This is a genomic window from Micromonospora sp. CA-263727, from assembly GCF_050942455.1.
Lineage (GTDB): Bacteria > Actinomycetota > Actinomycetes > Mycobacteriales > Micromonosporaceae > Micromonospora.
In genome coordinates this window covers 1,221,250-1,247,172 of sequence record NZ_CP192031.1, presented here as the reverse complement: position 1 = coordinate 1,247,172, position 25,923 = coordinate 1,221,250, and the positions used below count along the sequence as shown (strand labels likewise).

Genomic DNA, 25,923 nt, shown 5'->3' with positions numbered 1-25,923 from the left:
CTCAGTAGAGGAAGAACGGCGCGGTGGGAGTGCCGGCACGCACCCCGGCCGGCGGCGGCGTGACGTCCTGGACCTGTTCCCGCTGGATCCGGTCGTACGGGTTGCTGCGATAGGAGACGCCGTTGGCCTCGTACATGAACGAACCGGCCAGCGGGGTGCTGGGGGCCTGCGGCGTGCTGGGGTACGCGGCCAGGTGGGTGACCTCGGTGCCCACGTCCTCGCGCAACGGGGTCTCCAGTGCGCCGTCGACGCTGACGTCGTAGATCGCCGGGCGGCCGACCGAGCCGGCCACCACCAGCCGGCTCTCCCCGGCCCAGTCCACCGCGGTCGGATCGACCAGGGAGGTGACCAGTCGCCGGGCCGGACCGACCGTGGGCACCCCACCCTCCCAACTGATCGCGGCCACGTGCAGCGCACCACCGACGATCAGGGCGATCCGGTGCCCGTCCAGGGCCGCCGCCACCGCGCTGACCCGGCCCGTCAGGCCGAGCTGCACCGGCCGTATCACCGCCTGGTCGTCGAAGCGGTACAGCTTGCCGTCGGCGACCACCAACCCGTACGACCGGCCGACGCCGGCGCGGATCCAGACCGGCCGCCCCATCGCGGCGTGATCGTCCGGCCCGGACGTGAGGACCTCCACCCCGTTCCGGCCCCGGCCGATGGCCAGCCGCTGCCGGCCGTCCTCCCCGGCCACCACCAGAGCGGCCAGGACGTCCTCGTCGACGCGGCGCAGCCCCGCGGAGACCACGTTGCGGTTCGCCTCGGCGGCCACCGGCACCAACCCGGCGGACTCGTTGGCCAGGGCGAGCGGGTGGATCGCCCCCTCGTAGACGCAGTACCGCTGGGGATCGTCGTCGAGCGTGTACGGCCGGAACGATGCCCGCTGCTCGGCCAGGTCGATCTCCTTGCGGGGCTGGTTGAGAATCTTGATTTCCAGGGTGCCGTCGAGTTCGCGCAGGGACCAGGCCAACTGGATGCCGAGTTGCTCCAGCCGTTCCTCGTCGGCACCGGGCATGTCGAGGTTGACCTCCCACCGGCCGTCCGCGCCGGTGGCATTGTTGATCATTTCGGTCCGGTCCGGCAGGCCGGAGACACCGACCCGCAGCCACTCCGAGGGCCCCGCGGTCAGCCATCGGATCACCTCGCTCACCCGGCGCTCCACCGGCACCGCCAGGGAGAGGTACCGCTGGTCCGCCACCAGTTGGGTGCGATCGGAACTCCAGAAGTAGATCGACTCGGCCCGGTAGTACCGGCGCAGCGCCTCGTCGCTGAGCAGCAGCACGTTCGGCGGATCGCTGACGTAGAAACCGGCGTCATCCTGACCCGCCGGGCCGGCGCTGACCAGCCGGAACTCGTACGTCGACTCGGTGGCCAGCGGAGGCACCAGCATGCCGTTGGCCCGCAGCAGGCCGACCTGCTGCACGGTGATGGTGACCTTCATGCTGTCGACGTCCGTCTCGATCATCGGATCGTCGGTGAGCCGCACCACCGACAGCGCCACCTCGCTGCCCTGCTTCTCCGGCAACCTGACCTTGTCGGCCACCGTGATGAACCGCTTGACCCGCTCGTACGCCCGATCCGGTTCGCCCGCCGCCGCGGCCAGGAAGTTTCGCACGAACGCCTCGGCGTCGCTGCCGCTGGCCTCCCGCGTCGGCGGCTCGCTGCCCCGACCCAGCGAGGAGTTCGTCTCGGCGGCCGGCCCGCGCTGCTCGATCTGCACCTCGGTGCGGTCGGGAATGCCGCAGCCGACCGGTGCCATGACCAGCGCTCCGCCCAGCACGCCACCCAGCAGCCGCCGCCTCACGAGCCCACCTCCGCGCGCCGCTGCGGCCCCGCCGTCGCCGGCCCGACCGCCAACGCCCCGCCCGGACCCGGCCCGATGGCCAGCAGGCCGCTGGCCGGCCCAGCACCGAACGGCAGGGTGGCGTCCGCCGGCACCAGGCGCAGCGGCGACGTGGTCAGCCGGTCACCGGCCCGCGCCGGCAGGGTGAGCCGGAACTGGGCGCCCTGCCCCGGCGCCCCCCACGCCTCCAGCCAGCCGCCGTGCAACCGGGCGTCCTCCAGGCTGATCGACAGCCCCAGCCCGGTGCCGCCGGTCTGCCGGGCCCGGGACGGGTCGGCCCGCCAGAACCGGTTGAAGACCAGCTTTTCCTCGCCCGGCTTGAGCCCGACCCCGTGGTCGCGGACGGTGAGCGCGACGGCGGTCTCGTCCATGCCGAGGGTGATCCGCACCGGCCGACCCTCACCATGCTCGACGGCGTTGCCGACCAGGTTGCGCAGCACCCGCTCGACCCGCCGCGGGTCGATCTCGGCGATCGCCGGGGCGGTCGGCACGTCCAGCTCGATGGCCACCCCGACCCGCTCGGCCAACCCGGAGAGCCGGTCCACCACCCGGTGCACCACCGGCACCAGATCGGTCGGCTCGGCGTCGAGCACCGCGAACCCCGCGTCGAACCGGCTGATCTCCAGCAGGTCGGTCAGCAGCTCCTCGAAGCGGTCCAGCTCGGCCTGGAGCAGCTCGGCGCTGCGGGCCACCGCCGGGTCGAACTCGTCCCGCTCGGCGAAGATCAGGTCGGCGGCCATCCGTACCGTGGTCAGCGGGGTTCGCAGCTCGTGCGAGACGTCCGAGGTGAATCGCCGCTGCAACCGGGACATCTCCTCCAGGCGCAGGATCTGCCGTTGCAGGTTGGTGGCCATCTGGTTGAACGACGCGCCGAGCAGGGCCAGATCATCCTCGCCGTTGACCGCCATCCGCTGGTCGAGCAGCCCGGCGGAGAGCCGCTGGGCGGTGCGGGCGGCCACCCGCACCGGGATCACCACCAGCCGGGTCACCAGCGCGGCGAGCAGGCCGAGCAGCAGCACCAGGGCGATCCCGGTGGCCACCACGGTGGCGCGCGCCTGACCGGCGGTCGTGTCCTGGAGGGTCAGCGGTACGAGGTAGTACAGCTCCACCTGACCGAACCGGGTCGGCACCGGCGAGCCGTAGACCAGGTATTTCGTCGTCTCCCCGTCGGCGGTGACGCGGCCGGTCCGGATCTGGTTGGCCACGTGCCCGCCGGCCACCGCGGCCCGCAGTTCCGGGCTGATCAGCGGCCGAACGTCCACCGCGGGTGAGGTACGCGGCTCGATGACCCCGGCGTCGTTCTCCGCGGTGATCGCCACCACCACGCCGCTGGTCTGCTGCGGGCCGCCGGCGGCCAGGTAGTTGACCGTCCCGTCGATGGTCTCCTGGAGCTGAGCCTCCTGGGGCTGGCTGTAGAGGCTGAACTGCTTCGCCGCGTACTCCGCGCCGCTGGTCAGCCGCAGCTGCACGTCGGTCTTGGCGTTGTCCAGCAGGATATTGGTGATCTTGTCGGCGATCAGGTACGCGAACCCGCCGACCAGCAGGCTGGACGCCACCAGCGTGATGGTCACCACCCGCACCTGCAACGAGCGCCGCCAGGTCTGGTGCAGCCCGGCGAGCAATCGGGCGGCCCGGCCACTGAGCCCACGCCACAGCTCCCACCCGGCACCGCGCATGCGGGGCGTCGTGTCGAGATCCGGCATCGGGGAGGCGGCCACAGTGTGACCAGGTTATCCGGTACCTGCCTTGTAGCCCACGCCCCGCACGGTGAGGATGATTTCCGGCCGCTCCGGGTCCGGTTCGATCTTGGCGCGCAGCCGCTGCACGTGCACGTTCACCAGCCGGGTGTCCGCCGCGTGCCGGTATCCCCAGACCTGCTCCAGCAGCACCTCGCGGGTGAAGACCTGACGCGGCTTGCGGGCCAGCGCGACCAGCAGGTCGAACTCCAACGGCGTCAGCTTCACCTCCTCGCCGTTGCGGCTGACCGTGTGCGCCGGCACGTCGATGGCGATCTGGTTGCCGGGCGGGCCGATGGTGAGCAGCTCCGGCGCCGCGTCCTCACCCCGTCGCAGCCGCGCCCGCATCCGGGCCACCAGCTCCTTGGGCTTGAACGGCTTCACCACGTAGTCGTCCGCCCCCGACTCCAGGCCGAGCACGACGTCGACCGTGTCGCTCTTGGCGGTCAGCATGACGATCGGCACGCCCGACTCGGCCCGGATCGCCCGCGCCACGTCGATGCCGCTCATTCCGGGCAGCATGAGGTCGAGCAGGACGATGTCGGGTCGGTTGTCGCGGAACGCGGCCAGGGCCCGTTCCCCGTCGGCCACGAAGGAGGGCATGAAGCCCTCGCTGCGCAGCACGATGCCGAGCATCTCGGCGAGCGCGGGGTCGTCGTCGACCACCAGTACCCGGGCTCTCATGGGGTTAATGTTTCCATCCCGTTCAGGTCAAGTGGGTTCGGCGTCACCCGGCACGCTACTGCCGCAAAGGGCGCTGTGCCCAGCTCCGGTCGGTTACACCGCCGCGCGAGCCGCCGTGCCGGGCGGGGCTCCACCCGGACGGACCACGCGTGTCAACATGATCCCTGGCTGCGCCGCCGCGCGCCACCGCCCCCGCATCCAGGAGTACGCGTGCCCGAGGCCGGCCCGACCGCCGTACTTCCCGGCCGCCCGCTCACCGTCGGCGAACTGCTCGACTCCGCCGTCCTGCTGCTGCGCGGCCAGGTGGCCGCCCTGCTCCCGCTCGCCGCCGCGCTGGCTCTCGGCGAGCAGCTCCTGCTGCTGCCGCTGCGCACCGCCGCCGGCGTCGACCCGCCGCTGTGGTGGATATCCGGTTTCAACGACTTCGCGCCCTTCTGGTTCCTGCTCGGCGTCGGCGCGGCGACCGAGGCGATGATCATCATGCTGCTCGGCAACCCGGCCACCCGGGCCGCCGCCGGCGCGCTGCTCGGCCACCGGGCCACCACCCGGCGCCTGCTCCGCCCCACCGGCGCCCGCTGGGGTGCCACCGCCCTGCTCTGCCCGCTGGTCGGCGCCGCGATGCTGCTCGCGTCCCTGCTCGGCCCGGCCTGGTTCGTCGGCTTCGCCCTGCTCGGCGCGGTGACCCCGGCGCTGGTGCTCGACCGGGTCGGGCCGCTGCGCGCGCTGGCCCGCTCCGCCACGCTCGCGCTACGCGTCGACGGCCGTGCTGCCGCCCTGCGGGTGCTGGGCTACCTCGTCTGGTGGATCATCCGGGTCGGCCTCGGCTGGGGCCTGTTCACCGGGCTCTCCACGCTCGGCCTGGTCGCGTCGGGCTGGGCGGTCACCGTGGCCACGCTCGCCTGGGCGGCCGTGAACGCGGTCGCCTACGCCGTGTTGGCCTGCCTGGACGCGGTGCTCCACCTGGAGACCCGGATCCGCACCGAGGGACTGGACATCCACCTCTCCCGCGCCCCGGCCGGCATGCCGCCGGCGGCCCTCTTGGCGGTGCGACGATGACCTTCGATCGGTGGTGGACCGAGACCACCGCGGCCCTCGGCGACCGGCTGCCCCTGCCGCTCGCCGCGCTGCTGCTGGTGCTGGTGACGGCGCTGGCCTCGGCGGCGTGGTACACCTACCCCGCCTGGCTGCCTCGCCGGCTACCCCGGCTACGTAGGTTGGGTCGGTTGCCCCGGCTGCGTCCGCGGCGTCAGCGGCGCGCCGGCCGTCCGTCGTCCACCATCCCCACCGCAGCCGTGCCGGCCACCGACGCGCCGCCGCCGGTCGACACCGCCGGGCTGGCCGACCGGCTGGCCGACGAGGGCCGCTACGACGAGGCGGTCCGGGAACGGCTACGCGCCATCCTGCGCGACCTGGCCGCCCGCCAGGTGGTCCGGATCCGGCCCGGCATGACCGTCGCCGAGGTGGTCACCACCGCCGCCGCCAGCAACCCGCCGGCCGGCGCACCCCTGGCCGACGCCGCGGCTATCTTCTCCGAGGTGTGGTACGCCCAGCGTGCCGCCACCGCCGACCACGACCACCGGATGCGGCATCACGCCGAACGACTGCGTCAGCTGCTCGACAAGACCGCCGAAGGCGCGTCGTGACCGTCCCACGCCGGCCCCGGCGCCGGCACCGGATGCTGATCCCGCTGCTGCTGGGCGTGTCGTTGCTCGCCACCACGCTGATCACCCACGCGATCGACCAGCCGGACCAGGCTGACAAGGACTTCCTCTCCCCGGTGGCGACCGGCGACGACGGCGGCAGCCGGCTGGCCGCGAGCCTGGCGGGGCGCGGGATCGTGGTGCAGCGGGAGACCGACACCATCCAGGCGCTACGGGCCACCCGCTCCGGCCCGTCCACCCTGTTCGTCCCGGCACCGGAGCTGCTGCATCCGGACACCGTGCACGACCTGGGCCGGCTGCCCGTCGGCACCCGGCTGGTGCTGGTCGACCCGCCCCGGCGGGTGCTGGCCGCCGCCGGGCTGCCACTGCGACCGGCCGGCCGACGCTGGGCGGCAGAGGCCGTCGACCCGCACGCCCCCGGGCGCTGCGTGCTGTCCGAGGTCGGCGCCGCCGCGACCGCCGCCGTCGCCAAGCAGCGGTACGCCCCGACCGGCGCGCCGGGCAGCGTCGACCTCTGCTTCTCGGCCGGCCTGGCCCGCCTGCCCGGCCCCGCGGAGAGCGTGGTGGTCGGCGCCAGCGACCCGTTCCGCAACAGCCGGATCGACGAGTGGGACAACCGCAGCTTCGCCACCGGCCTGCTCGCCATCTCCGGTCGGGTGGTCTGGCTCGACCTCGACGGCCCCGCGCCGCCACCACCCAGACCAGGCCCGGTCCCCACCACACGGCTGCCCGACCCCGAGGACCAGAGCTACGACGAGCCCGACGACGGCCAGGACGGGCTGGGCAGCGGCGACGGCCGGAGCGGCGGTCCCGGCGACCGGCCCGGCGGTGAGGCGTCCGGCCCCGGCGGCCCGGCCGGAGCCGAGGCGCCCAATCCGCTCTGGTCCGCCTTCCCGCCCTGGTTCTGGGCACTGCTGGTGCAGCTCGCCCTGGCCGCCCTGTTGATCGCCGCCGGGCGGGCCCGCCGGCTCGGCCCGCCCACGCCCGAGCCGCTGCCGGTGGCGGTGCCCGCCGCGGAGACGGTGCTCGGCCGGGCCCGGCTCTACCAACGGGCCCGGGCCCTGGAGGACGCCGCGCAGACGCTACGGGCCGCCGCCCGGTCCCGGCTGGCGCGCCGGCTGCACCTGCCGACCGACACGCCGCAGCGCGGGGTGGCCGCGGCGGTGGCGGCCCGCACCGGCGATCGCCCCGACACCGTCCACGAGCTGCTCTACGGCGACGCCCCGGCCACCGACCAGGACCTGCTGGAGCTGGCCAGCGAGCTGCACCGCACCACCAGCGGCCCGCCACCCGCGAACACACCCCCGCCGGCCGGCGGCATCCCGCAGCCTCGAACCGAAGGAGACACCCGGTGACCCGACCCGTCACGACCGCCGACCCGCTCGCCGCCGACCCCACCCGGGCCGCGCTGCACCGGTTCCGCGCCGAGGTGGCCAAGGCGGTCGTCGGCCAGGACGGCGTGGTCGCCGGGCTCATCGTCGCGCTGCTCTGTCGGGGCCACGTGCTGCTGGAGGGCGTGCCCGGGGTGGCCAAGACGCTGCTGGTGCGTACCGTGGCCGCCGCGCTCGACCTGGAGGCACGGCGGGTGCAGTTCACCCCCGACCTGATGCCCGGTGACGTCACCGGCTCGGTGGTCTTCGACTCGCGGACGGCGGCGTTCACCTTCCGGGAGGGGCCGGTCTTCACCAACCTGCTGCTCGCCGACGAGATCAACCGGACCCCGCCGAAGACCCAGGCCGCGCTGCTTGAGGTGATGGAGGAGCGGCAGGTCACCGTCGAGGGCGAGCGCCGTGCGCTGCCCGACCCGTTCATCGTCGCGGCCACCCAGAATCCGGTGGAGTTCGAGGGCACCTACCCGCTGCCGGAGGCCCAGCTGGACCGGTTCCTGCTCAAGCTCACCGTGCCGTTGCCCAGCCGCGACGAGGAACTCGGCGTGCTCCGCGCCCACCACGCCGGCTTCGACCCGCGGGACCTGACCGCCGCCGGCGTACGCCCGGTGGCCGGCGTGGCCGACCTCGCCGCGGCCCGCGCGGCGGTGGGGCGGGTGCACGTCGCCGAATCCCTGCTCGGTTACGTGGTCGACCTCTGCCGAGCCACCCGCGTGACCCCCGCGCTGGAGTTGGGCGCCTCTCCCCGTGGGACGACGGCTCTGCTCGGCACCGCCAAAGCCTGGGCCTGGCTGACCGGGCGGGACCACGTGCTGCCGGACGACGTCAAGGCGATGGCGCGGCCCACCCTGCGGCACCGGCTGCGGCTGCGCCCGGAGGCCGAACTGGAGGGTGTCGGGGTGGACGCCGTGCTGGACACGGTGCTGGCCGCCGTGCCGACGCCGCGATGACCTGGCGGGCGGCGGCGCTGCTCGCGGCGGGCGCGCTGACCCTGCCCGCGTGGCCGGCACCGTTCGTCGGGGTGGCGGCGATGACCGGCGCGCTCCTGCTGCTGCTCGCCGTGGACCTCGCGCTGGCCGCGCCGCTGCGGGCACTCGCCGTCGAGCGGGACGGGGACCGATCCGTACCGCTCGGCGGCACTTCCACCGTCACCCTGCAACTGCACAACACCTCCGGCCGTACGCTGCGCGCCCAGGTCCGCGACGCATGGGTGCCGTCGGCCGGGGCGTGGCCGGACGTACCGCCGGACCAGGTGGTCGAGGTCGCTCCCGGTGCGGCGGCGGCGCTGCCCAGCCGGCTCACCCCGACCCGCCGGGGCGACCGGCCCGCGGTGGCGCTGACCGTCCGCTCGCTCGGGCCGCTCGGGCTGGCGTTCCGCCAGCGGGCCGGTCGGCCCGCCACCCCGCCGTGGATCCTGCGCGTGCTGCCTCGCTTCGACTCCCGCCGGCACCTGCCGGAGAAGCTGTCCCGGTTGCGCGTCATCGACGGTACGCAGGTCGGCCGGGGGCACGGCGCGGGAACCGAGTTCGACACCCTGCGCGAGTACGTGCCGGGCGACGACGTGCGCTCCATCGACTGGCGGGCCAGCGCCCGCCGCGCCGAGGTGCTGGTCCGCACCTGGCGGCCGGAGCGGGACCGGCGGATCGTCTGCGTGCTGGACACCGGGCGCACCTCGGCGGTACGGCTCGGCGACGAGCCCCGGTTGGACGCCTCGATCGACGCCGCGTTGCTGCTCACCGCGCTGGCCGCGCGGGCGGGTGACCGGGTGGACGTGTTCGCCGTCGACACCGGGCTGCGGGCGTCGGTCACCGGGGCCGAGCGGCCGGCGCAATGGGGCCGGCTGACGCATGCGCTGGCCCCGCTGCAACCCGCGCTGGTCGAGACCGACTTCCGGCTGATCGCGGGCGAGTTGCTCCGGCGGCACCGCCCGCGCAGCCTGGTGGTGTTCCTCACCGCGCTGGAGCCCGGTGCGCTCGGCGAGGGTCTGCTGCCGGTGCTGCCCCGGTTGGTCGCCCGACATCGGGTGCTGGTGGCGGCGGCACAGGACCCGCTGCTGGGCGCCCTCACCGCCCGGCCGCCGGGCCGCCCCGAGGACGCCTACGCCGCCACCGCCGCCTGGCGCACCCTCGCCGAACGCGACCGCCTGGCGGCGGCCCTGACCCACCACAAAATCACCGTCGTCGACGCCCCCGCCCCCCGCCTCGCCCCCGCCCTGGCCGACACCTACCTCCACCTGAAATCCACCGCCCAGCTCTAGCCCACGCCCACGCGGTTGATCATGGAGTTATTGCGACCTCGACCGGCGTGTCGTGACGAGAGCTTCATGCTCAACCGGGATCAGGGCCGGGTGGGGGTGGGGCGGGAGCCGAGGAGGAGGACGTAGGCGAGGAAGGCGAGCCAGGTGGTGGCGCCGATGGCGATGCGCAGCGCCGCCGGGAGGGGGGCGGGGGTGACGAAGGCTTCGATCAGCGCCGAGATCGCGAAGAGGACGACCAGGCCGAGGGCGACCAGGATGGCGTCGCGTCCCGCCCGGGCCACCGCCTGCCCCCGGGTCAGGTTCTCCGGCGGCGCGATCCACGCCCACCCGGTACGCAGGCCCACCCCGGCAGCCACGAAGACGCCGGTCAGCTCCAGCAGGCCGTGCGGGGTGATCAGGCCGAAGAAGACGTCCGCCCGACCGTAGGCGACCATCACCCCGCCGACCACTCCGATGTTGACCGCGTTCTGCCACAGCAGGTAGCCGACCGGAAGGATCAGCACCCCCGCCGCCAGGCACTGGGCCGCCAACCAGGCGTTGTGCGTCCACAGGTGGAAGGCGAACGTCGGCGCGGAGAACTCGGTGTAGTAGCCGGCGAAGCCGGACTCGACGAGATGGGCGGCCTCCGCGTCGCCGATGAACGCCGCCGCCGTGTCCGGATTGTCGGCGACGAAGCCGATGAGGGTGAAGGTGAGCAGGGTGAAGGCGGTCGCCACCGCACACCACCACGGTGCCGCCCGCCAGACCGCTCCGGGAAAGCCGACCAGCACGAACCACTGCACGGCCGCCCAGGACGGGCGTGGCCGGCCGGTGAGCCGGGCCCGGGCCCGGAGCACGATCTGGGACAGCTCCGCCATCAGGGCCGGGTCGGGTGAGCTGCTGCGGAGTACGGAGAGTTGGGTGGTGGCCCGCTGGTAGAGCGCGACCAGTTCGTCGATCTCGGCGGCGTCGAGTCGGCGGCGGCCACAGAGCTGCTCCAGCCGGCGCCACTCCCCGCCGTGCTCCGCGACGTACGCGTCCAGATCCACCGCCACCAGCCACCCCCGTCCGCGCGATCATAGTGTTCACTGTCCGGGTGAGCACCTCACTGCGGCCGTGGAGCGCCCCGGCCTGGGGCGACGCCGGTCTGGTCAGCGGGGAGGCGGTGGAACTGGACGTACGGGCCGCCCGGATCGGCTCCCGGGTGCTCGCGCTGCTGCTCGACGTCCTGCTCCAACTGGTGCTCGGCCTGCTGCTCGCCGCGCTGGTCGCGGTGGCCCTGGCCGCCCTGCCGTACGGCGTGATCGACGCGGCGCTGGAGCGGGCGCTGTTCACCATCGGGCTCGTGCTGTTGCTGGTCGGCTATCCGGTGTGCTTTGAACGGCTCAACCACGGCCGGACGCCGGGCAAGGCAGCGGTCGGGCTGCGGGTGGTCAGCGTCGACGGCGCACCGGTCGGGCTCCGGCAGTCGCTGACCCGGGCGCTGGTCGGGGTCGCCGTGGAGTGGCCGGGGCTGGTGCTGCCGCTGTTGTCCTGGGTCGCCGGGGTGACGGTGATGCTCTCCGACACCCGGGGCCGGCGGCTGGGTGACCTGGTGGCGGGGACCCTGGTGGTACACACCCGGGCCGCGACGAGGTGGCGCCCGACGCCGGCCACCGTCCCGGCGTTGGCCGGTTGGGCGTACACCCTCGATCTGAGCCGGTTGGACGCGGGCCTGGCGCTCGCCGCCCGGCAGTACCTGACCCGGTCCCACCAGTTTGCCGAGCCGGCCCGGGGCGACCTGGGCCGGCGGCTGTGGCGGGAGGTCGCCGCGGTGACCGCTCCGCCGCCACCGCCGGGGCTGCCGGAGCCGATCTACCTGGCCGCCGTTCTCGGCGAGCGGCACCGGCGGGCCCGCCACCGGCTCGCCAGCGAGCGGGTGCTCGCCGCCGCGGTCTGGCCGCAACTCGGCGCGAACCGATCGGACGAACCGGTGACCGCTCCGCCGGCACCGCCACCGACCGGGGTAGAACCGCCGCCGCCGGCACAGGCCGGTCCACGGGTACGACCGCCGGCTCCGGCGGGGACCGATGCGGAGATGGTGCCGGTGGCCGGCACCGAGTGGACAGCGGGGAGGCCGTGATGAGGGGTTTCGGACCGTGGCTGGCCGTGCTCGCGGTGGTGCTGCTGCTCAGTGCCCTGCGGCTGCGCACCCTGGCGGCGGTGGTCTCGCTGGCCTGGCTGGCCTGGTGCGTCTGGACCTGGATCCGCCCCACCCGCCGCCACGATCGCCCCCGCTGACCATCTCCGTCGAGGGCGGGCGGAAACGCCGGGCCGGGCCGACCTGAGGTCGGCCCGGCCCGGTGCGGATCGGTCAGTAGCGGTAGTGGTCCGGCTTGAACGGGCCCTCGACGGCGACGCCGAGGTAGGCGGCCTGCTCGGCGGTGAGCGCGGTCAGCTTGGCGCCGAGCGCGCCCAGGTGCAGCCGGGCGACCTTCTCGTCCAGGTGCTTGGGCAGCACGTAGACGCCGGTCGGGTACTCGCTGGTCTTGGTGTAGAGCTCGATCTGGGCGATCGTCTGGTTGGCGAACGAGTTCGACATCACGAAGCTCGGGTGGCCGGTGGCGTTGCCGAGGTTCAGCAGGCGGCCCTCGGAGAGCACGATGATCGCGTGGCCGTCGTCGAACTTCCAGAGGTCGACCTGCGGCTTGATGTTCTCCCGGGTGACGTCCGAGCGCTTGGCCAGCCCGGCCATGTCGATCTCGTTGTCGAAGTGGCCGATGTTGCCGACGATCGCCTGGTGCTTCATCCGGGCCATGTGCTCGTTGGTGATGACATCGAAGCAGCCGGTGGCGGTGACGAAGATGTCCGCCTGCTCGACCACGTCGTCCAGCGTGGCGACCTGGTAGCCGTCCATCGCCGCCTGGAGCGCGCAGATCGGGTCGACCTCGGTCACCACGACCCGGGCACCCTGGCCGCGCAGCGACTCGGCGCAGCCCTTGCCCACGTCGCCGTAGCCGAGCACGACCGCCATCTTGCCGCCGATCAGCACGTCGGTGGCCCGGTTGATGCCGTCGATCAGCGAGTGGCGGCAGCCGTACTTGTTGTCGAACTTGCTCTTGGTCACCGAGTCGTTGACGTTGATGGCCGGGAAGAGCAGGGTGCCGGCGCGGTGCATCTCGTAGAGGCGGTGCACGCCGGTGGTGGTCTCCTCGGTGACGCCCCTGATGCTGCTGGCGATCCGGGTCCACCGCTGGCCGTCGGCGGCGAGCGAGCGGTGCAGCACGCCGAGGATGACCGCATACTCCTCGGAGTCGGCGGACTCGACCGGCGGCACCACACCGGACTTCTCGAACTCGACGCCCTTGTGGACGAGCAGGGTGGCGTCGCCACCATCGTCCAGGATCATGTTGGGGCCCTGCCCGTCGGGCCAGTCGAGCACCTGCTCGGTGCACCACCAGTACTCTTCGAGCGTCTCGCCCTTCCAGGCGTAGACCGGGACGCCGGCCGGGGCGTCGGGGGTGCCGTCCGGGCCGACGACGACCGCGGCGGCGGCGTGGTCCTGGGTGGAGAAGATGTTGCAGGACGCCCAGCGGACCTGCGCGCCGAGCGCGACCAGGGTCTCGATCAGGACGGCGGTCTGGATCGTCATGTGCAGCGAACCGGTGATCCGCGCGCCCGCGAGCGGCTGCGCGTCGGCGAACTCGCGGCGGATCGCCATCAGGCCGGGCATCTCGTGCTCGGCGAGTCGGATCTCCTTGCGTCCGAACTCAGCGAGCGACAGATCCGCCACCTTGTAGTCGCCTTCGGCGAGGGTGCGCGGCCGGACCTCGGACGACGTGCCGCTGGTGGACGCCGGGAGGGTGCTGGTCATGAAAGCTCCTGTCGGACGATGGTGCTGCGCAACCACCCACCTTACGCGCGCCGGCGGACGGCGGATGGAGTGGTTGCGGACAGCGCACGGGGCGGTCGGTCGTGGACGTGTGCCGTCCACCTCCGCCCGCCCCGTGCATCCCCCCGGTTTGGTTCCCCGCGCGTTCTCGGACCGTCGTCGCGACAACGCTGCGCACTCATAGAGTTACACTCCGCAAGAGGAGAGTCAAGCTATTCCGGAAAAGTCGGACTTGTCCAGGGAGGGCATCGCGCTGCCGGGTCGCGGGCCGGGTCAGACCAGGCCGGTCGAGGCGACGTACGCCGCACCCGCGCCGGTCACCGTCAGCGGCCCGGCGGCGGCCGGGCCCACCGCGGCTTGCCCGCGGTCGAGCGCCACCGGCGCGACACCGTCGGTCACGGTGAGCCGGCCGGACGTGCAGAGCACCACCCGCGGTCCGGGCACCGGCAACGTCACCTCGGGCCGTCCGCCGTCCACCGTCACCCGATGCAGGGCGAAGTCCGGCACCGGAACCGGCCAGTTCACCACCCCGTCCGCGACCGGCCGCGGCGACACCACCGGCTGCTCCAGCACCTCGAAGCGGAGCACCCGGAGCAGTTCGGCCACGTCCACGTGCTTCGGGGTCAATCCGCCCCGCAACACGTTGTCGCTGGCCGCCATCACCTCCACCCCGATGCCGCGCAGGTAGGCGTGCAGGTTCCCGGCCGGCATCCAGATCGCCTCGCCCGGAGCCAATCGCACCCGGTTGAGCAGCAACGCCACCAGCACTCCGGGATCGGCCGGATACGTCTCGGCCAACAACTCGACCAGGTCCCCGTCCGGCCCGCCGACCGCCGCCGTCCGGACCGCCGCCACCAGACCGGCCCGCTCCGCCGCAGGCCAGGTCAGCAGCAGGCGTACGGCCTCAGCCAGCCCCGCCGGACCGGCAGCCAACGCGTCGAGCACCGGCCGCAGCTGTGGTACGCCCAACCCGGCGAGCACCGCCGCCGAGGTGGCCGGAGCCCGGAACCCGCACAGCGCCTCCATCGGCCCGAGCGCCACCAGCAGCTCGGGCTTGTGGAACGGGTCGACGTAGTTGCGATGGCCGTCGGCCCGGGCGTTCTCCGTGGCGTACCCGGACCGGGCCTGTTCGGCGTCCGGATGGGCCTGGAGGCTCAGCGGCGCCGCCGCGGCCAGCACCTTGAGCAGGAACGGCAGCCGCGGCCCGAACCGGTCGAGCACCGACTGCCCGAGCCAGTCGACCGGGGCGGCGGCCAGCACGTCGGTCAGCGCGACCCGGCTGCCGTCGCGCTCGACAGCGGCCGGCGCCCCCGGATGCGCCCCCAGCCACAGCTCGGCCTCCGGCCCGTCGCTCGTCGCCCGCCCCTGAAGCTCGGCGAGCGACGAGCGGGACCCCCAGGCGTAGTCCTTGATCGGCCCGTACAACGCTTCCACCGGTCAGCTCCCGGACTGCCCGGCCGTCTCCGGCGGGCCGGCCTGGGCCTGGTAGATGTCCGGCTCAAGATAGATGACCCGGGCCACCGGCAGCGCGGCACGGATCCGCGCCTCGACCGCGTCGATGCCCCGCGCCACCTCCTCGGCGGTCTCGCAACGCGCCACCGCTATCTTCGCCGCCACCAGCAACTCCTCCGGGCCCAGGTAGAGCGTCTTCATGTGGATGATCCGCTCGACCTCGGGCCCGGCGGTGACGGCCCGCTCGATGGCCGCGGTCTCCGCCGGCTCAGCCCCCTCGCCGAGCAGCAGGCTCTTGGTCTCCATGGCGAGCACGACCGCGATGGTCACCAGCAACAGGCCGATCATCGCGGTGCCCGCCGCGTCCCACCGACCATCGCCGGTGACCAGGGTCATTCCCACCCCGAACAGGGCGAAGACCAGGCCGACCAACGCGCCGAAGTCCTCCAGCAGCACCACCGGCAGCTCCGGCGCCTTGGAGCGGCGGATGAACCTGACCCAGGACTCACGGCCCCGCACCAGGTTGGACTCCCTGATGGCGGTACGGAAGGAGAACGACTCCAGCACGATCGCCACCAGCAGCACCGTCACCGGCACCCACTGCCAGCTGGTGATGCCGTGCGGGTCCGACCACTTGTGCCACGCCTCGTAGAGCGCGAAGAGCCCGCCCAGGCTGAACAGCACGATCGCGACGATGAACGCGTAGACGTACCGCTCCCGGCCGAAGCCGAAGGGATGTTGCGGGGTGGCTGCCCGCCGGGCCCGCCGGCCACCGATCAGCAGCAGCGCCTGGTTGCCCGAGTCGGCGACCGAGTGGATCGACTCGGCGAGCATCGACGACGACATCGTCAGCAGGTACGCGACGAACTTCGTCACGGCGATGCCGAGGTTGGCCAGCAGCGCGGCGATGATCGCCCTGTTGCCCCCCTCGGCGCTCACGCCACCGCTCCGCAGCGCTCCGCAGCGGCGCGAGACGCCACGCTACTGAGCCCGATGGTTCGCTCGCCACGCTCGCTCACGCCGCCGCTCCGCGCTCGTTCACTGGTTGGACAGCTCTTTCATCTCGGTGATCGCCGGCACCGCCATCGGGTCCAGGCCGTGCGCCAGCGCCAGGTAGATCGACGCGAAGTCGGGCACCGCCACCAGGGACGCCAGCCGTTCCAGGGCCGAGCCGCCCTCGGCGGTGACCACGTCGCACCGTACGCCGCGTCGTTCGGCGAGGGTCTGCACCGCGTCGGCGCGCCGCTCCTCGACCGCGAGGGGCTCGTCGGCGTCGTCCTCGGCGTTCAGGCCACCGTCGCGCAGCAGCACCAGCCGCAGCCGGGTGGAATCGCCCGCCGACTCCTCCGGGTCGGCGAAGATGTCCCGCTCCCCCTCGGCGAGGCCGCCGAAGACGCCGTCGAGCAGACCGACCCGCCCCCGGCCCGCCTCACCGAGCGCCCCGGTCACCACCGGATACCGGGCGTTGGCCGACAGCGTGTCGCCGAAGCGGCGGGCGGCGACCGAGGCCAGCGGCGACGAGCCCCACACGATCGGGATCGACCCGGCCAGGCCGAGCGCGAGGGACTTCGCCGGATTGACGAAGGACTCGGCGCTCGGGCGGCTGCGGTCGGCGTCGGCGTCCAGTCGGGCCGCCGTCTCCGCCAGGTCCGCCTCGTTCACCTTCACCAGGCCGAGCGCCCGGGCGGCGAGCAGCACCGGCACGGTGAGCCCCCAGAGGCTGGCGCGGGCCGGGGCCCGCCGGGGCACCGGGACGAACGGCGCGCGGGCCCGCTCGGCCACCGACTGCAACTGCGAGTCAGGGGGTGCCACCACGACCAGCCGGGCACCACGCCGGTGCGCGGCCTCGGCGGCGCCCAGCGCCTCGGGGCTACGGCCGGAGGCGCTGACCGCGATCACCACGTCCGCCGCGCCGACCCAGCCGGGCACGCCCGCGCTGCGGTGCGCGATGACCGGCACCGGGCATCGCGGCCCGGCGACGGTGGCCAGCACGTCACCGGTACGCCCGGCGGTGCCGATGCCGGCGATGACCACCGCCCGGGGACGTCCGTCGTCGGCGAGTACGGAGAGGTTGGCCTCGGCGGCGAGCGCGGCCGACTCGCGGACCTGCGCGCCGGCCGAGGCGGTGTGCCGCAGCATGCCGCCCGGATCCCGTTCGGCCAACGCCTCCGGGTCGTCGAGGAGCCGGTCGTCGGCGTGGCGGTGGCCGCTGACGCCGGCCGTTCCGTCGATCACGACTGCTCCGCGGGGCCGCGCGCCTCGTCCAGCAGCAGCACCGGCACGTCGTCGCGGATCTCGAAGATCCGGCCGCACTCGGTGCAGGTCAGCGTCTGGGCCTGCGGGTCGTAGTCGAGCGGGGCATGGTGTGTGTCCGGGCAGGCGAGGATTTCCAGCAACTGCGGGTCGAGGGCCACTGCGCGGCTCCTTCCACGTATGCGGCTTCACCGATCGACGGTGCCGACCGGCGCGAGCGATCTTATCGGCGAACGCGGTCGAGGACGTCGTCGCGCAGCGAGGTCATCCGCTCCGCGGTGGGCGCCTCGACGTTGAGCCGCAGCAGCGGCTCGGTGTTCGAGGCACGCAGGTTGAACCAGGCCCCGTCGGGAAAGCGCAGGGTGAGCCCGTCCAGCTCGTCGGCCTCCGCGTCCGGGAACGCGGCCCGCACCTCGGCGACCTTGGCAGCCTGGTCCGCCACGGTGGAGTTGATCTCACCCGAGGCGACGTACCGCTCGTACTCGGCGGCCAGCGTGGAGAGCGGCAGCGGCTGTCCGCCGAGCGCGGCCAGGGTGTGCATCGCGGCCAGCATGCCGGTGTCGGCAAACCAGAAGTCCCGGAAGTAGTAGTGCGCGGAGTGCTCACCACCGAAGACCGCGTTGGTGCGGGCCATCTCGGCCTTGATGAACGAGTGGCCCACCCGGGCCACCACCGGCTCGCCACCGTGCTCCCGGATGATCTCCGGCACCGCGGTCGAGGTGATCAGGTTGTGGATCACCGTCGACCCGGGGTGCCGGGCCAGCTCCCGGGCGGCGACCAGGGCGGTGATCGCCGACGGGGAGACCGGCTCGCCGCGCTCGTCGACCACGAAGCAGCGGTCGGCGTCGCCGTCGAACGCCAACCCGATGTCCGCGCCGTGCGCCACCACCGCGCGTTGCAGGTCGACCAGGTTGGCCGGGTCCAGCGGGTTGGCCTCGTGGTTGGGGAAGGTGCCGTCCAACTCGAAATAGAGCGGCACGATCCGCAGCGGCAGGGCGGGCAGGACGGCGTCACCGAGCACGCTCGGCACGGTGTGCCCGCCCATGCCGTTGCCCGCGTCGACCACCACCGTCAGCGGCCGGATGCCGGACAGGTCCACCAGGGTGCGCAGGTGTGCCGCGTAGTCGGCGAGCAGGTCCCGCCGCTGCGCCGGCGCGATCGCCGCACCGAGCGGCTCGTCCTTGTCGAGCAGTGCCTGCGCCCGGTCGCGGATCTCGGTCAGCCCGCTGTCCTGCCCCACGGGGCGAGCGCCGGCGTGGCACATCTTGATGCCGTTGTACTGCGCCGGGTTGTGACTGGCGGTGAACATCGCCCCGGGCAGCCCGAGCGAGCCGGAGGCGTAGTAGACCATGTCCGTCGAGGCGAGCCCGATCTCGATGACCGGGCGCCCCTCGGCGCGTACGCCGGTGGCGAAGGCGGCGGCCAGCCCCGGCCCGGAGGCCCGCATGTCGTGCCCGATCAGCACGGCCTTCCCGGGCTCGCCGGCGGCGTCGAGCAGCTGGGCGAAGGCGGTGCCGAGAGCCCCGGCGACACGCTCGTCCCACTGGTCCGGCACCGTCCCACGGACGTCGTACGCCTTCACGATCCGGGACAGATCAGACACCGGTTCCACTCCTCGACTGCGGGCCGCCAACGAACCTGAGCGTATCGGAGGGGCGGGCCCTGCCCTGGCTCAGCCGGAGAGCCCGCGCCCGTGCCCCCGGTCATCTCCCTCCCCGGTGGGCGGCGGCGGGTCCTGCCGCGGCACCGCACCGTGGCCGGGCTGCCCCGGCGGCGCCGGGGTCGGCGCGGCCGAGGAGGCCGCGGCCGGCGCGGCCGGCGGAGCTGAGATCGGCGCTGCCGAGGCCGGCGCGGCCGGCGGGGCCGAGGCTGGCGCGGCCGACGCTGTCGAGGCTGGCGCGGCCGGCGGGGCCGAGGTCGGCGGGACGGCGGACCCCGCACCGGGCGGCATCGCCCGGGTCTGGTCGCCCGCGTCGGCTGGCCGCGCACCGTACAGGCCACCGGACGGGCGCGGGGCGGGCGTGCCCCCGTACACCCGTGGCGTGCCGGGCCGGCTCGTCCCGTACACCTGACCGGGCGGGACCGGCGCGGCCCCCGGGGCAGGCCGGACCGGCGCGGCCCCCGGGCCGCCAGCGGAGCGGTAGGTGGTGCCGCCCGGATTACCCGACCGGGGGATGTCGGACCCGCCGTCCTGCCGCCGGTCCCTCCGGGAGCGGTGGATGAGCAGCCCGATGAGCAGCGCGCCGGCGGCGACCATGGCGATGCCGAAGTACATCACCGGCGACCCGCCGGAGGACTGGTTGGCGGTCTGGGTGAGGTCGGCCGACGCGTCCGCGACGAGCGCCACGGTCGGCGTGGCCTCGGCGGTCTCCTCCTCGGCGACCTCTTCGCTAAGGGTGGGCGACGGGGACGGCGACGACGGTGACGACGACGGTGGCGTGACCCGTCCGCCGACCACCCGGGACTCCACCACTTCCCGGCCCAGCAGGTCACCCCGCGCCGTGGTGGCCTCGCCGGTCACGATGAGTCGACCGCCCGGCGCGTCGGCAGCGAAGGCGAGGCGGTACCGCATGGTGCTGCGCTTGCCCTTGCAGAGCTCGTCCCGGACCGGGGCGACCGGGCTGGTGATCACCAGCCCGCCGTCGCCGGAGACCGTCACCGGCACCCAGCGACCGCCCACGTTGGCCTGCACCGCCACCTGGTCCGGCCGGACGCCGGAGAGGCTCAGCCCCAGCGCGCTGCGCACCCGTACGCAGCCGTCGGTGCGCCTGCGCACCTCCACCGTCACGCCTTGGGCGGAACGGCCCGCGGTGAAGCTGCCCGCCGACCGCACCCGCACCCGGTCCTCGTCGGCATGCGCGGGTGCTCCGCCGAGCACCACCAGGCCGCCCAGGAACACGCAGACCGTCGCGAGCCGCGCAGCGTGGCGACGTACCGACATGATCAACCACCGTTCCTCCCCCGGACGGGGGAACCGCCGGTCAGGCTACTACCGGGGCCCGACGACGCCCGATCATCGAACACCCCGCATGTGCGCCACGCCACGCCGACGCACCCCGGCCGACGGCGACCCCGAACGCCACTGGCCGACCGCCCCGGCCCATGCCGCTCGGCGCGCCAGACCTACCGCTCGGCTCACCGTCGGTAGGCGCAGCCGTACGCAATGCCACGGGATCGCGTTGTCCGATAGGTTCTGCGGTGTGATCGACCGCGAACAGGCCGAGCAGATCGCCGCGGTGTGGGCCCGCCGTGACTCGGTGCGGCTGGGGCACGAATGCCGTCCCGTCGTCGCGGAGTTCGATCTCGGGTACGTCATCACCTCCACAGCGTCCACACAGGTCAGATCGCTCCCCGGCGACCTGCCGACCTGTGTGGTCGACAAACAGACCGGCGAGGTGACCACCTGGCCACGGGTCCCGCCCGACGTGGTCGAGCGGCTCTACCGTCGCAACCGGCACAGTGGCCCTCCGGTGCCGCGTACGGTGAAACCCGCCGGCCAGTTGCTGCGCGAGATCAACCGGCTGCCCACGCCGACCACGGCGGCACACCTCACCCTCGAAGGGCGGATCTTCACCGCGCACGGCACCAAGGGGGACGTGGAACTCAACCACCATCCGCTGGTCCGCGCGTATCTCGACGAACTGCCCACCGGGCATCTGGTCCGCGGCGGCGAGCGGCACGCGGAGGTCGTCGTGGTCTCCGACGTCCTGCACGAGTACGACCACCGCCGCGCCGCCGAAGGCATCGCCCCGATGGACGCCGCAGACGCCGCGGCGCTCCTGGCCAACGCCCGCTTCGAGTGCTATGTCGTCCGTGAGCCCGGCGATCCGGCCAGTGGACGCGCCAAACGCTGCTGCGACTCCTGCCTCAACTTCCTCGTCCAGGTCAACGTGCTGCCCAGCGCCGACCGCGGTTCGACAAAGCCGTGCCATCCCGAGCCGGCGACCGACCCGGACCCGGGACGTTTCCCACCCGACGTGGCGAGCGCGCTCGTCGCAGCCGGCTGGCGTCCCCACTTCGGTGATCGGACGGTGGCCGCCGAGGAGGTCAGAGGCGTTGTCGCCGTCGCCGGGCGGACCCACTCACACGAGGCGTTCCCGGCTGCGCTGCGGACTCTCGCCGCCTTCCCGAGCCTGGCCAGCAATCGGCTGGGCCCCGGTCAGCAGGTGTGGATCTCCCGCTTCGACATCCGTCCACTTGCCGTCGCCCACACCGCCGACTCGCTGGCCGACTTCGCGGCGGTGATCGGGGCACGCCTCTTCCCGATCGGTACGGAAGACCAGCACAGCATCATCGCGGTGGACGAGCAGGGCCGGATCTTCGTGCTGGACCAGGCCGGTGAGTGGTTTCTCGGGTCGGACATCGACGCCGCGCTCACCACCCTGCTGCTCGGCCGCGCTCCGGCCCGGGTACGCGACGACGGCACCTGGTGAACCCCGCTCCGGCGTTAATAGGGGGCCCTTCCTCTACCGCAGGCGTTAACAGGGGGCCCTTCCTTACAAATCGACGGAGGTGAGGACGGTTACGCGGGGGGCGGTGTAGTCGTCCATGGCGCTGCGCAGCCCCTCCCGGCCCACGCCGCTGCCCTTCACTCCGCCGTACGGCATCTGGTCGGCGCGGTACGACGGCACGTCGCCGATGATCACGCCGCCCACCTCCAGGGTCCGCGCCGCGGCGAAGGCGACGTCGAGGCGGCGGGTGAAGACGCCGGCCTGGAGGCCGTACGCCGAGTCGTTGACGGCGGCGAAGCCGGCGGCGTCGTTCTCGACCCGGTCCACCACGAGCACCGGCCCGAAGACCTCCTCGGTGCAGACCCTGGCCTCCTTCGGCACTCCGCTGAGGACGGTCGGGGCATAGCTGGCGCCCTCCCGCCGACCGCCGGTCTCGATGGTGGCGCCGGCCGCCACCGCCTCCTCCACCCAGTCCTCGACGCGCCGGGCGGCCGCCTCGGAGACCAGCGGGCCGACGTCGGTCAGCGGGTCCGCCGGATCGCCGGTACGCAGCTCCCGTACGGCCGCGACCAGCCGGGGCAGGAAGCCGTCGTAGAGCCACCCGTGCACGTAGACCCGCTGCACGGCGATGCAGGACTGCCCGGCCTGGTAGTTGGAGAAGGTGGCGATCCGGTGCGCGGCGAAGGTCAGGTCCTCGTCGCCGGCCCAGTCCTCGCAGATCAGCGCCGCCGCGTTGCCGCCCAGCTCCAGCGTCACGTGCTTCTCCGGTGCGGAGCGGCGGATGGCCGCGCCGACCGGACCGGAGCCGGTGAACGAGACGACCGGCAGCCGCGCGTCGCTGACCAGCTCGGCCGCGCGCTCGTTGGGCAGCGGCAGCACCGAGAACGCCCCGGCCGGCAGCTCGGTCTCGGCCAGGATCTCGCCGAGCAGCAGCGCCGACAGCGGGGTGGCCGGTGCCGGCTTGACGATGATGGGCGCGCCGACCGCGATCGCCGGGGCAACCTTGTGCGCCACCAGGTTCAGCGGGAAGTTGAACGGGCTGATGCCGAGCACCGGCCCCTTCGGCACCCGCCGCACCATGGCGATGCGGCCGGTGGCGGCCGGGTCGGTGTCGAGCCGTTGCAGCTCGCCGGAGAAGCGCCGCGCCTCCTCGGCCGCCCACCGGAAGGTGGAGACCGCCCGGCCGACCTCGGCGCGCGCCCACTTGACCGGCTTGCCGTTCTCGGCGGTGATCAGGGCGGCGATCTCCTCGGCCCGCTCGGCGAGCCGGCGCGAGACGTGGTCCAGCGCCGCGGCGCGGGCGTGCGCGGGCAGCGCGGCGGCCGTGGCGGCCACCCCGGCCGCCGCCGCGACGGCCGCCTCGACCTGCTCTGCGGTGGCGAGGGTGGTACGCCCGACCAGGCGCCCGTCGTACGGGTGATGCACGGACAGCTCGCCGGCGCCCTGGGTGGGACGACCGGCGACGAAGAACGGTGTGGGCTCCACGCTGCGCAGCCTAGACCACCCAGAAGCCGACGGAAATAGTCGCCACAACCCTTGTCTGCCGCGAATTCAGTAGCGAAGATGGCACGAAGATTGCGATAACCGCCGCGTGTGACCCCCCGGACCCTCGGAGTGATCCAGCCATGACCGACCAGCAGAAGCTGCGCAACTTCGTCAACGGCGCGTACGTCGAGCCGGCCGACGGTGGCTACGCGGACCTGATCGACCCGTGTACCGGTGAGGTCTTCGCCCAGGCCCCGGTCTCCGGCGCCGCCGACGTCGACGCGGCCATGAAGGCCGCCGCCACCGCCTTCGAGGGCTGGCGGGACAGCACTCCGGCCGAGCGGCAGAAGGCGCTGCTCAAGCTCGCCGACGCGGTCGAGGCCCGGGCCGCCGACCTGGTCGACGCCGAGGTACGCAACACCGGCAAGCCCCGGCAGCTCACCGCCGAGGAGGAGCTGCCGCCCGCGGTCGACGAGTTCCGCTTCTTCGCCGGTGCCGCCCGGCTGCTGGAGGGCCGCTCGGCCGGCGAGTACCTGGCCGGGCACACCTCGTACGTGCGGCGCGAGCCGATCGGCGTCTGCGCCCAGGTCACCCCGTGGAACTACCCGCTGATGATGGCGGTCTGGAAGATCGCCCCCGCGCTCGCCGCCGGCAACACGGTCGTGCTCAAGCCCTCGGACACCACCCCGGTGTCGACGCTGCTGCTCGCCGAGATCGCCGCCGAGCACCTCCCGCCGGGCGTGTTCAACGTGGTCTGCGGCGACCGGGACACCGGCCGGGCCCTCGTCGCGCACCCCACCCCGCAGCTGGTGTCGATCACCGGTTCCACCCGGGCCGGCATGGAGGTCGCCGCGGCTGCCGCGCCCGACCTGAAGCGGACCCACCTGGAGCTGGGCGGCAAGGCCCCGGTGGTGATCTTCGACGACGCCGACATCGCGGCGGCGGCCGAGGCCATCGCGGTCGGCGGCTACTTCAACGCCGGCCAGGACTGCACCGCGGCCACCCGGGTCCTCACCGCGCCCGGCGTGCACGGGGACTTCGTCGCCGCCCTCACCGAGCAGGCCCGCAACACCAGGACCGGCGCGCCGGACGACGAGGACGTCCTCTACGGCCCGCTGAACAACGCCAACCAGTTGGCCCGGGTACGCGGCTTCCTGGACCGCCTGCCGGACCACGCCTCGGTGCAGACCGGCGGCTCGCAGGTCGGCGAGCGTGGCTACTTCTACGCCCCCACCGTCGTCTCCGGGGTGCGGCAGGACGACGAGATCATCCAGGACGAGGTGTTCGGGCCGGTCATCACCGTGCAGCGCTTCACCGACGAGGACGAGGCGGTGCGCTGGGCCAACGGCGTCGACTACGGCCTCTCCGCCTCGGTCTGGACGAAGGACCACGGCCGGGCGATGCGGATGACCCGCCGGCTCGACTTCGGCTGCGTCTGGGTGAACACCCACATCCCGTTCATCTCGGAGATGCCGCACGGCGGCTTCAAGCACTCCGGGCACGGCAAGGACCTCTCGGTCTACAGCCTGGAGGACTACACCCGGATCAAGCACGTCATGCACAACATCGAGGGCTGACACCACTGATGACATCCTCAGAAGAGCTGCACAAGCGGCGCGGCACCGCCGTGGCCCGGGGCGTCGGCAGCGTCATATCGTCCTACGTGGACAGCGCCGCCGGCGGCACCATCACCGACGTCGACGGCCGCCAGTGGATCGACTTCGCCGCCGGCATCGCGGTCACCAACGTGGGCAACTCCGCCCCCAGGGTGGTCGAGGCGGTACGCGCGCAGGTCGAACGCTTCACCCACACCTGCTTCATGGTCGCGCCGTACGAGTCGTACGTGGCGGTCTGCGAGCGGCTCAACGCGCTGACCCCGGGCGGCTTCGAGAAGCGCTCGGCGCTGTTCAACTCCGGGGCCGAGGCGGTGGAGAACGCCGTGAAGATCGCCCGGCACGCCACCGGGCGGCCCGCGGTGGTGGTCTTCGACCACGCCTACCACGGCCGGACCAACCTGACCATGGCGTTGACCGCGAAGAACATGCCGTACAAGCACCGGTTCGGGCCGTTCGCCGGTGAGGTCTACCGGGTGCCGATGTCGTACCCGCTGCGCGACGGCGGCCTGGACGGCGCCACCGCAGCGGCCCGTGCCATCGAGCTGGTGGAGAAGCAGGTCGGCGCGGAGAACGTGGCCGCGCTGCTGATCGAGCCGATCCAGGGCGAGGGCGGTTTCGTCGTACCGGCCGAGGGGTTTCTGCCGGCGCTGCGCGAGTGGGCGACGGCGGCCGGGGTGGTCTTCGTCGCCGACGAGATCCAGACCGGCTTCTGCCGGACCGGCGACTGGTTCGCCTGCCAGCACGAGGGGGTCGAACCGGACCTGATCACCCTGGCCAAGGGGATCGCCGGCGGGTTGCCGCTGGCCGCGGTGACCGGGCGGGCGGAGCTGATGGACGCGGTGCACATCGGCGGCCTCGGCGGCACGTACGGCGGCAACCCGATCGCCTGCGCCGCCGCCCTCGCGGCCATCGAGACCCTGCACGAGCTGGACCTGGCCGCCGCGGCCCGGCGGATCGAGTCTGTGCTGGGCGCACGGCTGCGGGCCATCGCCGCCCGTGACCCGCGGATCGCCGAGGTACGCGGCCGGGGCGCGATGCTCGCGGTCGAGATCGTGCAGCCCGGCACGCTCACCCCGGACCCGGCCGCCACGGCGGCGGTCTCGGCGGCCTGTCACGCCGCCGGCCTGCTCACCCTGACCTGCGGCACCTACGGCAACGTGCTGCGCTTCCTGCCGCCGCTGGTCATCTCCGACGACGAACTGGCCCGCGGCCTGGAGATCCTCGACGCCGCGTTCGGCTGACCAAGC

General features: G+C 73.5%; 22 protein-coding genes. 10 read left to right on the top strand and 12 right to left on the bottom strand.

The features are described 5' to 3' along the window. Position 1 precedes the first annotated feature (1 nt). Genes ACQPYA_RS05790 through mtrA form a run of 3 tightly spaced genes read right to left on the bottom strand, consistent with a single transcriptional unit; the run spans position 2 to position 4,263 of the window. Positions 2-1,804 carry an LpqB family beta-propeller domain-containing protein gene (locus ACQPYA_RS05790; protein WP_433531605.1) on the bottom strand — a complete coding sequence of 601 codons (1,803 nt, stop codon included), beginning with the start codon at positions 1,802-1,804 and terminating at the stop codon, positions 2-4. Beyond that, a complete protein-coding gene (gene mtrB / locus ACQPYA_RS05785) occupies positions 1,801-3,546 on the bottom strand; it encodes an MtrAB system histidine kinase MtrB (protein WP_433533391.1) in 1,746 nt (581 codons plus the stop codon). The genes ACQPYA_RS05790 and mtrB overlap by 4 nt, the downstream gene beginning before the upstream one ends. A gap of 27 nt (positions 3,547-3,573) precedes the next feature. Continuing rightward, positions 3,574-4,263 (bottom strand): MtrAB system response regulator MtrA, encoded by a 690-nt coding sequence (gene mtrA / locus ACQPYA_RS05780; RefSeq protein WP_013731734.1) that lies wholly within the window; start codon positions 4,261-4,263, stop codon positions 3,574-3,576. Between the two features lie 210 nt (positions 4,264-4,473). Between mtrA and ACQPYA_RS05775 the strand changes: the two genes are divergently transcribed. Genes ACQPYA_RS05775 through ACQPYA_RS05755 form a run of 5 tightly spaced genes read left to right on the top strand, consistent with a single transcriptional unit; the run spans position 4,474 to position 9,569 of the window. Continuing rightward, positions 4,474-5,319 carry a hypothetical protein gene (locus tag ACQPYA_RS05775; protein WP_433531604.1) on the top strand — a complete coding sequence of 282 codons (846 nt, stop codon included), beginning with the start codon at positions 4,474-4,476 and terminating at the stop codon, positions 5,317-5,319. Further along, positions 5,316-5,906, top strand: coding sequence for a DUF4129 domain-containing protein (locus ACQPYA_RS05770; RefSeq protein ID WP_433531603.1), 591 nt, complete (start codon positions 5,316-5,318; stop codon positions 5,904-5,906). The genes ACQPYA_RS05775 and ACQPYA_RS05770 overlap by 4 nt, the downstream gene beginning before the upstream one ends. Further along, positions 5,903-7,279, top strand: coding sequence for a DUF4350 domain-containing protein (locus ACQPYA_RS05765; RefSeq protein WP_433531602.1), 1,377 nt, complete (start codon positions 5,903-5,905; stop codon positions 7,277-7,279). Before ACQPYA_RS05770 ends, ACQPYA_RS05765 begins: the two co-directional genes overlap by 4 nt. Beyond that, positions 7,276-8,262: an AAA family ATPase gene (locus ACQPYA_RS05760; protein ID WP_433531601.1), complete on the top strand. Its 987-nt coding sequence runs from the start codon at positions 7,276-7,278 to the stop codon at positions 8,260-8,262. The genes ACQPYA_RS05765 and ACQPYA_RS05760 overlap by 4 nt, the downstream gene beginning before the upstream one ends. Then, entirely contained in the window at positions 8,259-9,569 is a 1,311-nt protein-coding gene (locus ACQPYA_RS05755; RefSeq protein ID WP_433531600.1) for a DUF58 domain-containing protein, read from the top strand. Before ACQPYA_RS05760 ends, ACQPYA_RS05755 begins: the two co-directional genes overlap by 4 nt. Positions 9,570-9,649: 80 nt before the next feature. Here ACQPYA_RS05755 and ACQPYA_RS05750 read toward each other — a convergent pair whose 3' ends face one another. Beyond that, entirely contained in the window at positions 9,650-10,603 is a 954-nt protein-coding gene (locus ACQPYA_RS05750; RefSeq protein ID WP_433531599.1) for a stage II sporulation protein M, read from the bottom strand. Positions 10,604-10,644: 41 nt separating this feature from the next. Here ACQPYA_RS05750 and ACQPYA_RS05745 point away from each other — a divergent pair, with 41 nt between their 5' ends. Then, a complete protein-coding gene (locus tag ACQPYA_RS05745) occupies positions 10,645-11,670 on the top strand; it encodes an RDD family protein (protein ID WP_433531598.1) in 1,026 nt (341 codons plus the stop codon). After that, positions 11,670-11,828, top strand: coding sequence for a hypothetical protein (locus ACQPYA_RS05740; RefSeq protein WP_433531597.1), 159 nt, complete (start codon positions 11,670-11,672; stop codon positions 11,826-11,828). Before ACQPYA_RS05745 ends, ACQPYA_RS05740 begins: the two co-directional genes overlap by 1 nt. A 73-nt stretch (positions 11,829-11,901) precedes the next feature. Here the strand turns inward: ACQPYA_RS05740 and ahcY are convergent, their stop codons facing one another. The 7 genes from ahcY to ACQPYA_RS05705 all read right to left on the bottom strand — a co-directional run bounded on the left by ahcY (position 11,902) and on the right by ACQPYA_RS05705 (position 20,065). Further along, entirely contained in the window at positions 11,902-13,401 is a 1,500-nt protein-coding gene (ahcY, locus tag ACQPYA_RS05735; RefSeq protein WP_433531596.1) for an adenosylhomocysteinase, read from the bottom strand. 291 nt (positions 13,402-13,692) lie between these two features. Then, positions 13,693-14,853, bottom strand: coding sequence for a mannose-6-phosphate isomerase, class I (gene manA / locus ACQPYA_RS05730; protein ID WP_433531595.1), 1,161 nt, complete (start codon positions 14,851-14,853; stop codon positions 13,693-13,695). A 3-nt stretch (positions 14,854-14,856) separates the two neighbouring features. Next, entirely contained in the window at positions 14,857-15,810 is a 954-nt protein-coding gene (locus ACQPYA_RS05725) for a cation diffusion facilitator family transporter (RefSeq protein ID WP_433531594.1), read from the bottom strand. A gap of 99 nt (positions 15,811-15,909) precedes the next feature. After that, the gene (locus ACQPYA_RS05720; RefSeq protein ID WP_433531593.1) at positions 15,910-17,106 is read right to left on the bottom strand and encodes an SIS domain-containing protein; all 1,197 of its coding nucleotides are present in this window, start codon (positions 17,104-17,106) and stop codon (positions 15,910-15,912) included. Further along, positions 17,103-17,285, bottom strand: coding sequence for a Trm112 family protein (locus ACQPYA_RS05715; RefSeq protein ID WP_433531592.1), 183 nt, complete (start codon positions 17,283-17,285; stop codon positions 17,103-17,105). Before ACQPYA_RS05715 ends, ACQPYA_RS05720 begins: the two co-directional genes overlap by 4 nt. Positions 17,286-17,347: 62 nt before the next feature. After that, positions 17,348-18,727, bottom strand: coding sequence for a phosphomannomutase/phosphoglucomutase (locus ACQPYA_RS05710; RefSeq protein WP_433531591.1), 1,380 nt, complete (start codon positions 18,725-18,727; stop codon positions 17,348-17,350). A gap of 69 nt (positions 18,728-18,796) precedes the next feature. After that, positions 18,797-20,065, bottom strand: a complete 1,269-nt coding sequence (locus ACQPYA_RS05705; protein ID WP_433531590.1) for a hypothetical protein — start codon at positions 20,063-20,065, stop codon at positions 18,797-18,799. 259 nt (positions 20,066-20,324) lie between these two features. Here ACQPYA_RS05705 and ACQPYA_RS05700 point away from each other — a divergent pair, with 259 nt between their 5' ends. Beyond that, positions 20,325-21,557 (top strand): SUKH-3 domain-containing protein, encoded by a 1,233-nt coding sequence (locus ACQPYA_RS05700; RefSeq protein WP_433531589.1) that lies wholly within the window; start codon positions 20,325-20,327, stop codon positions 21,555-21,557. 63 nt (positions 21,558-21,620) lie between these two features. Here ACQPYA_RS05700 and ACQPYA_RS05695 read toward each other — a convergent pair whose 3' ends face one another. Further along, on the bottom strand, positions 21,621-23,060 hold the full coding sequence (locus tag ACQPYA_RS05695) for an aldehyde dehydrogenase family protein (protein ID WP_433531588.1): 1,440 nt from the start codon (positions 23,058-23,060) through the stop codon (positions 21,621-21,623). Positions 23,061-23,200: 140 nt separating this feature from the next. Here ACQPYA_RS05695 and ACQPYA_RS05690 point away from each other — a divergent pair, with 140 nt between their 5' ends. Continuing rightward, complete coding sequence (locus ACQPYA_RS05690) at positions 23,201-24,637, top strand: gamma-aminobutyraldehyde dehydrogenase (protein ID WP_433531587.1); 1,437 nt, start codon at positions 23,201-23,203, stop codon at positions 24,635-24,637. 8 nt (positions 24,638-24,645) lie between these two features. Continuing rightward, positions 24,646-25,917, top strand: a complete 1,272-nt coding sequence (gabT, locus tag ACQPYA_RS05685) for a 4-aminobutyrate--2-oxoglutarate transaminase (protein WP_433531586.1) — start codon at positions 24,646-24,648, stop codon at positions 25,915-25,917. Positions 25,918-25,923: the final 6 nt, after the last annotated feature.